Origin of the sequence: Streptomyces morookaense, from assembly GCF_013030945.1 — a bacterium.
GTDB classification, from domain to species: domain Bacteria; phylum Actinomycetota; class Actinomycetes; order Streptomycetales; family Streptomycetaceae; genus Streptomyces; species Streptomyces morookaensis.
Map to the genome: position 1 here is coordinate 142,618 of NZ_JABBXF010000030.1, position 6,773 is coordinate 149,390.

Below are 6,773 nucleotides of genomic sequence, written 5' to 3' on the forward strand. Positions count from 1 at the left end.
GCCCGGTTCATCGGACACGTCCTCATCCGCGCGCCCGCCCCTCCGGCCTCGCCCGGACATGCATGCGCTCGCCCTGCGGGCCGAACAAGCTGAGGACTTCGACCGGTGCCTCCCCCGTGCTGCCGAACCAGTGCGGCAGCCGGGTGTCGAACTCGGCGGCCTCCCCCGCCCCGAGCACCACGTCGTGCTCGGCGAGGACCAGCCGCAGTCGTCCGGCGAGCACGTACAGCCACTCGTAGCCCTCGTGCGTGCGCGGTTCGGGGGTGCTGCGGGCGGTGCCCATCACCATCTTGAACGCCTGCAGCCCGCCGGGCTGGCGGGTCAGCGGCACCATCGTGGCATCCCCGCGCCGGATGGGCTTCAGCCGGACCCGTGGGTCGCCGACCGGCGGGGCGCCGACCAACTCGTCGAGCGGGACCTGGTGGGCCTGGGCGATCGGGAGCAGCAGTTCCAGGCTCGGTCTGCGCTGACCGGACTCCAGCCGGGACAGCGTGCTGACCGAGATGCCGGTGGTCTTCGAGAGCGCCGCGAGCGTGCATCCGCGCTGCCGCCGGATGTGCTTGAGTCTCGGCCCCACGGCGGCGAGCACGTCTTCCATCCCTCTATTGCAGAAACGGCAACAAGGTTTGTCAATCCGCGGCGGACGGCAGCAGGGTCGGGAACGACGCGCAGAGGGAAGGGGAAAGAACATGCACAAGCACACCCACACCGACGACGACTTCGACTGGGCCGCCATGGCCGATCTGCTGGAGCTGGAGGGCGAGGCGCACAGCCCCTACGTGCGCCAGGCCCTGGAGGAGCTGGCGCATCTGAGTCCGCGGCGGATCCTGGACATCGGCAGCGGGCCCGGCGTCGCGGCCTGCCGGCTGGCGGAGACGTTCCCGAAGGCAGAGGTCACCGCGGTGGACGGGGCACCGGAGCTGCTGGCCCGGGCCCGGGAGCGGGCCGGGCGGCTCGGGGTGCGGCTGCGGACACAGGAGGCCGCGTTCCCGGAGGGGCTCGCGGACCTGGAGCCGGCCGACCTGGTGTGGTCGGCGCAGGTCGTGCACCATGTCGGCGACCAGCAGGACGCGTTGGACCGGCTGGCCCGGCTGCTGGAGCCCGGCGGCACCCTGGCCATCGTCGAGGGCGGGCTGCCGGTCCGCTGGCTGCCGCGCGACCTCGGCTTCGGGCGCCCCGGCCTGCAGGAGCGGCTGGATGCGGCGCGCGCCCTGAACTACAACCGGATGCGCGACGAACTGCCCGGCACCGTCGCGGTGGTCGAGGACTGGCCCGGCATGCTGCGGGCCGCCGGTCTCACCGACGTCCGCAGCAAGTCCTTCCTCGTGGACCGTCCCGCTCCCCTCGACGACAGGGCGCGGCGGTCGGTGCGCCTGTGGCTGGAGCGGATGCGCTCGATGCTCGGCGAGTTCCTGGACGCCGACGACACGGCGACCCTGGACCGGCTGCTCGACCCCACCGACCCGGCGGGCGTCGACCACCGGGCGGACCTGTTCCTGCTGACCGCCAAGACCGTGCACTTCGGCCGCCGGCCCGAGGCCTGATCAGTCACCGGATCAGTCGGCAGAACCGCTGAACGTGGCCTGCAGCCGTTTCCTGTCCGGCTTGCCCACGGACGTGAGCGGGATCTCCGGGACCAGGTGCACGGCCTTCGGTGCGTACATCGGGCCCTTGCGGGCCGTGACGAACTCCCGCAGCCCGTCCGTGCCGGGGCGGCGGCCCGCCACGGGGACGACGGCGACGTGGACCTGTTCGTCCGCGTCGTCGTCGCGGATGCCGAAGACCGCGCACCGGGCGACGTCGGGGTGTTCGAGGATGACCTCCTCCAACTCGGCCGGGTAGACGTGCCCGCCGACTACGATGATCATGTCCTTGATGCGGTCGACGATGAACAGGTAACCGTTCTCGTCGAGATAGCCCACGTCCCCGGTGCGCAGCCAGCCGTCCCGGAACATCTCGGCCGTCAGCTCGGGCTGCTTCCAGTAGCCGCGCATCATGCCCGCGGACCGTACGTGGATCTCGCCCTCCTCCCCCGGCGGCAGGGTGCGGCCCGCGGCGTCGCGGATGGCGAGTTCTACACCCGGCAGCGGGCGGCCTGTGGTGATGCGGCCGTCGCGTCCGGTCACCGCGTGGTCGTCCGGTGTCGCCACGGTGATGGTGAGGGCCTCCGACTGTCCGTAGGCGCCGTAGAGCACCGGCCCGAACACCTCGGTGGCCTGGCGCAGTCGGGCGGGCGAGGCGGCGCAGCCGCCGTAGGCGATGCGGCGGAGGCCGGAGTGGTCGGTGGCGGCGAGGTTCGGGTGGTCGAGCAACTGGTGGAGCAGGGGCGGCAGGACGAACACGTCCGTGATGTGCTCCCGCTCGATCGCGGCGAGGACGTCGCCCGGGTCGAAGGAGTGCTGCAGGACGACTGATCCGCCGTGGCGGAGGGTTATGTCGGTGAAGACGCCCGCGAGATGGGCGAGCGGTGTGCAGGCGAGGTAACGGTGCGGTTCGTCGGAGGCACCGGCGTCGCCGACGGGGCGGCCGAGGGAGGCGGCGTAGGGGCCGTGGGCCATGGGAATCCCCTTGGGAATCCCGGTGGTTCCGCCGGTGTGGCGGATGCTCCAGATGTCCTCCGGACCGGCCGGGCACACGAACGGCCGCGGCTCGTACCGTGCGGAGCTCGCCTGCAGGTCCTCGCCGAAGGGGCCGGGCCCGAGGGTGAGCACCGTGAGGCCCGGGATGAGCGGCAGCAGTTCCTTCGCGTCCTCGTACCGGGTGGCGTCGACGAGCAGCACGGCGGCTTCGACGCTCTCGACGATGCGGGCCAGGGTGACAGGGGCCATGCCCTCGTACAGGCTGGTCACACAGGCGCCGGTGAGGTTCGCCGCGTAGCGGCCGGCGAGAGCCTCGGCGGTGTTGCCGGTGAGCAGGCCCACGACCGTGCCGCGGCCGACGCCCCGGCCGGTCAGGTCCCACGCCATGCGCAGCACGCCCTCGCGGAACTCCCCGGCGGCGATGCGGCGTCCGTCGGAGGCGGTCAGCACCGTGCGCCCGGGGTCGTCCCCGGCGGCGAGAGCGGCGAGGATCGCGTCGGCATACGTGACGAATTCTCCGGGTGACGAGGACGATGAGACGGTGGCGTACACGTCTGACCCGTCTGACCCGTCGGACGCGGCGGGGTCGGTGAAGCGGTTGGCCATGGGCCGTACCTCCTTGGCGGTGAAGTGCTCACTCCCGACCGTAGAGACGAACTCTCATGCCTTCCACGACCAGTTCTGCCATATGTTCATGCCGTTACGAGCATGATGGCATCCCGCCGAAGTGCTCGACCGCGAGCTCCCGGAAGTGCCGGGCGGCAGCCGACACATAGGCGTCCTGCCGGTGTACGAGCGTGAGGGTGCGGTGGCAGCCGGGCGCGTCGAGCCGTACCCAGGCGACGGGGGCGACGCCCGCGGCGCGGCAGGACATCGCGGGGATGAGGCCGATGCCGAGTCCCGCGCTGACCAGTTCCTGGGTGGCGCCGGGCTCGATGCCCTCGCAGGTGATGGCGGGCACCAGGCCCGCCTCGGCGAAGAGCCGGTCCAGCAGGGCGCGTTGCCAGTGTCCTGGGCGGGTGCTGACGAAGGTCTCGTCCGCGAGCTCGGCGATGCCGACGCGCTCCCGCCCGGCCAGCCGGTGGCCGGGCGGGACGGCGAGCAGCACCTCCTCGCGGAGGAGTTCGAGCGAGGTGAGCGAGGGGCCGGCGAGCGGCTGCGAGGCGACGCAGAAGTCCACTTCGCGGTCGCGGAGGCGGCGTTCCATCTCCTGGGCGTGGGACTGGAAGAGGCGGACGGTGACGCCGGGGTGCCGCTCCCGGAAGGCGGCCAGCAGGCCGGCGAGGGTGAGCATGGTCTCGGCACCGACGGCGACACTGCCCAGTTCCGGCCCTGCCGCGTCGGCGAGTTCGCGGCGGGCGTCGTCGAGTTCGGCCAGCGCGCGGTCTACGCGGCGCAGGAAGGCGGTGCCGTAACGGTTGAGGCGGATGCGGCGGCCCTGGCGGTCGAAGAGGGGGACGCCGAGTTCGGTTTCGAGGCGGGCGATGGTGCGGCTCACCGAGGGCTGGGCGACGCGCAGTTCGTCCGCGGCGCGGCTGATGTGTTCGTGGCGGGCGACGGCCTGGAAGTACCTCAGTGACAGGAGGTCCACGGCGCCTACTTGACGAGGGGCGGCGAGAGGCGGGCGAAGCCTTCCTGCCGGTGGTAGGGGTAGTACGGGTACGGGGCGGGTACGGCGCTCGCCGCGTCGAGCCTGGCGGTCTGGTCGGGGGTGAGCGTCCAGCCGACGGAACCGAGGTTCTGCCTCAGTTGTTCCTCGTTGCGGGCGCCGATGATGACGGAGGAGACGGTCGGCCGCTGCAGCAGCCAGTTGATGGCGATCTGGGGTACGGATTTTCCGGTCTCCTGGGCGATTTCGTCGAGGGCGTCGACCACGCGGTAGAGGTCCTCGTCCGCGACCGGCGGGCCGTAGTCGGCCGTGCGGTGCAGGCGGCTGTGTTCCGGGAGCGGCTGGCCGCGGCGCACCTTGCCGGTGAGCCGGCCCCATCCGAGCGGGCTCCAGACGACGGCGCCGACGCCCTGGTCGGCGGCGAGCGGCATCAGTTCCCACTCGTAGTCGCGGCCGACGAGCGAGTAGTAGACCTGGTGCGCGGCGTAGCGGGGGCGGCCGTGCTGTTCCGCGGCGGCGAGGGACTTCATCAGCTGCCAGCCGGAGAAGTTGGAGACGCCGGTGTGGCGGACCTTGCCGGCCTGTACGAGGTGATCGAGTGCGTCCAGAACGTCTTCGACGGGCGTGGCCGCGTCGAAGGCGTGGAGCTGGAAGAGGTCGATGTGGTCGGTGCCGAGCCGGCGCAGGGCGTCCTCGCAGGCGCGGATCAGACGGGTGCGGGAGGTGCCGGCATCGTCGGGTCCGTCGCCCATGGGCAGGCCGGTCTTGGTGGACAGGAGCACCTGGTCGCGGCGGCCCTTGACGGCCTGGCCGAGCACTTCTTCGGAGGCGCCGCCGGAATAGACGTCGGCGGTGTCGAACATGGTGACCCCGGCATCGAGGCAGATGTCCACCAGGCGGCGCGCCTCGCGGGCGTCCGTGGTGCCCCAGGCCCCGAACAGTTCTCCGCGGCCGCCGAAGGTGCCCGCGCCGAAGCTCAGCACCGGGACGTTCAGGCCGGACGTTCCCAACTGTCGCTGTTCCATGACAGCTCCCCTCCCACTGACGACTGAACCATGTAAACGGTTCTGCGATCCCGTTAAGATGAGACGACCGTACCAGGCGCGAGCCATTAAAGGAACTGGAGTCCCGTTATGAGTGCCGGAGAGCCGGAGCCCGAGCAGGGGCCGGAGCCGGGAACGGTGCGCCCCGGCGGGCGCACCGCCCGGGTGCGCGCGGCGGTCCTGCAGGCCGCCGGGGACGTACTGGCCGAGCAGGGCTTCGCCCACCTCGACCTCGGCGACGTCGCACGCCGCGCCCAGGTGGGCAGGACGACCGTCTACCGCCGCTGGGGAACGGTGACCGCCCTCGTGGCCGACCTGCTGCAGGACATGGCCGAGCAGTCCCTGCCCCGCACCGAGACCGGCTCCCTGCTCGGCGACCTCAGGGCCAACGCCCGCCTGGTGCAGCGCACGCTCACCGACGCACGCCAGGGGCCGCTGTTCAAGGCGGTGATCGCGGCCGCCACCTGGGACGCCCGGACCGCCGAGGCCCTGCACCGCTTCTACGACACCCGCGTCGCCGAGTGGGCACCGTGCGTCCGGCAGGCCGCCGACCGGGGCGAGGTCCCCGAGGACACCGACGCGCACGAGGTGATCCGCGCGGTCTCCGCCCCTCTTTACTACCGCCTGCTGACCAGCGACGTCCCGCTCGACCGGGCCGCCGCCGACCGGGCCGCGGAGGCCGCCGCGGCCGCCGCCCGCGCCGGGGCGTATGTGCGGCACCACAAGCGGACATGAGCGCACGGACGTGAGCACGTGGAAACACCGGAGGCCGGACCCTTACGGGCCCGGCCTCCGCGCACTCGATGCGCTCAGTGTCTGATCAGTTGCGTCGCCTGGTCGTCCTCGTCGGGCGCCGGCTCCGGATCGGGCCTCCGTGCCGCGTCACTGATCTTGATCAGCAGCGCGATGAGCACCCATGTGGCCACTTGGGACGAACCGCCGGAGGCGAGGAACGGCAGCGCCTTGCCGGTCAGCGGGATCAGGCCCATGACGCCGCCGCAGACCACGAAGACCTGCAGCGCGAGAGCGCTGGCCAGGCCCGTCGCCAGCAGCTTGCCGAACGGGTCGCGGGCGTCGAGCGCGGCCCGCAGACCCCGCTGGACGAGCAGGGCGAACAGCACGAAGACCGCCATCGTGCCGGCGAGGCCGAGCTCCTCGCCGACGGTGGTCAGGATGAAGTCGCTGCGGCCGGCGAACTTGATGAGGTCGGAGTGGCCCTTGCCGAGGCCGGTGCCCATGACGCCGCCGCTGCCGAAGCTGAACAGCGCCTGCGCGGCCTGGTCGGAGACGATCTCGGCGGGCCGGGGCACCTTGTAGTAGTCCATCGGGTGCAGCCAGGCGGCGACACGGCCGTGCACGTGGGGCTCGAACGAGGCGACCACGACGGCGCCGACGGAGAACATCAGCAGGCCCGTCGCCACCCAGCTGGTGCGCTCGGTGGCCACGTACAGCATGATCACGAACAGGCCGAAGAAGATCAGCGAGGTGCCGAGGTCGCGCTCGAAGATGAGCACCACCAGGCTCAGCACCCACACCGCGGCG

At 72.0% G+C, this 6,773-nt stretch carries 7 protein-coding genes; 2 read left to right on the plus strand and 5 right to left on the minus strand.

What is annotated here, in order from left to right; translation table 11 throughout:
- Nucleotides 1-22: 22 nt before the first annotated feature.
- Nucleotides 23-598 (minus strand): helix-turn-helix domain-containing protein, encoded by a 576-nt coding sequence (locus tag HG542_RS15080; protein ID WP_171081585.1) that lies wholly within the window; start codon nucleotides 596-598, stop codon nucleotides 23-25.
- Between the two features lie 34 nt (nucleotides 599-632).
- Here HG542_RS15080 and HG542_RS15085 point away from each other — a divergent pair, with 34 nt between their 5' ends.
- Entirely contained in the window at nucleotides 633-1,544 is a 912-nt protein-coding gene (locus tag HG542_RS15085) for a class I SAM-dependent methyltransferase (protein WP_373313174.1), read from the plus strand.
- A gap of 12 nt (nucleotides 1,545-1,556) precedes the next feature.
- On the opposite strand, the gene HG542_RS15090 is transcribed toward HG542_RS15085, so the two are convergent.
- From HG542_RS15090 to HG542_RS15100, 3 genes are all read right to left on the minus strand, one after another.
- Nucleotides 1,557-3,185, minus strand: coding sequence for an AMP-binding protein (locus tag HG542_RS15090; RefSeq protein ID WP_171081588.1), 1,629 nt, complete (start codon nucleotides 3,183-3,185; stop codon nucleotides 1,557-1,559).
- Nucleotides 3,186-3,279: 94 nt separating this feature from the next.
- Complete coding sequence (locus HG542_RS15095; protein WP_171081590.1) at nucleotides 3,280-4,170, minus strand: LysR family transcriptional regulator; 891 nt, start codon at nucleotides 4,168-4,170, stop codon at nucleotides 3,280-3,282.
- A 5-nt stretch (nucleotides 4,171-4,175) separates the two neighbouring features.
- Nucleotides 4,176-5,213: an aldo/keto reductase gene (locus HG542_RS15100; protein WP_171081593.1), complete on the minus strand. Its 1,038-nt coding sequence runs from the start codon at nucleotides 5,211-5,213 to the stop codon at nucleotides 4,176-4,178.
- A 108-nt stretch (nucleotides 5,214-5,321) separates the two neighbouring features.
- Here HG542_RS15100 and HG542_RS15105 point away from each other — a divergent pair, with 108 nt between their 5' ends.
- Nucleotides 5,322-5,966, plus strand: coding sequence for a TetR/AcrR family transcriptional regulator (locus HG542_RS15105; RefSeq protein ID WP_171081595.1), 645 nt, complete (start codon nucleotides 5,322-5,324; stop codon nucleotides 5,964-5,966).
- A 74-nt stretch (nucleotides 5,967-6,040) separates the two neighbouring features.
- Here the strand turns inward: HG542_RS15105 and HG542_RS15110 are convergent.
- On the minus strand, nucleotides 6,041-6,773 hold a 733-nt coding region (locus HG542_RS15110; protein WP_171081597.1), incomplete at its 5' end, for an FtsW/RodA/SpoVE family cell cycle protein.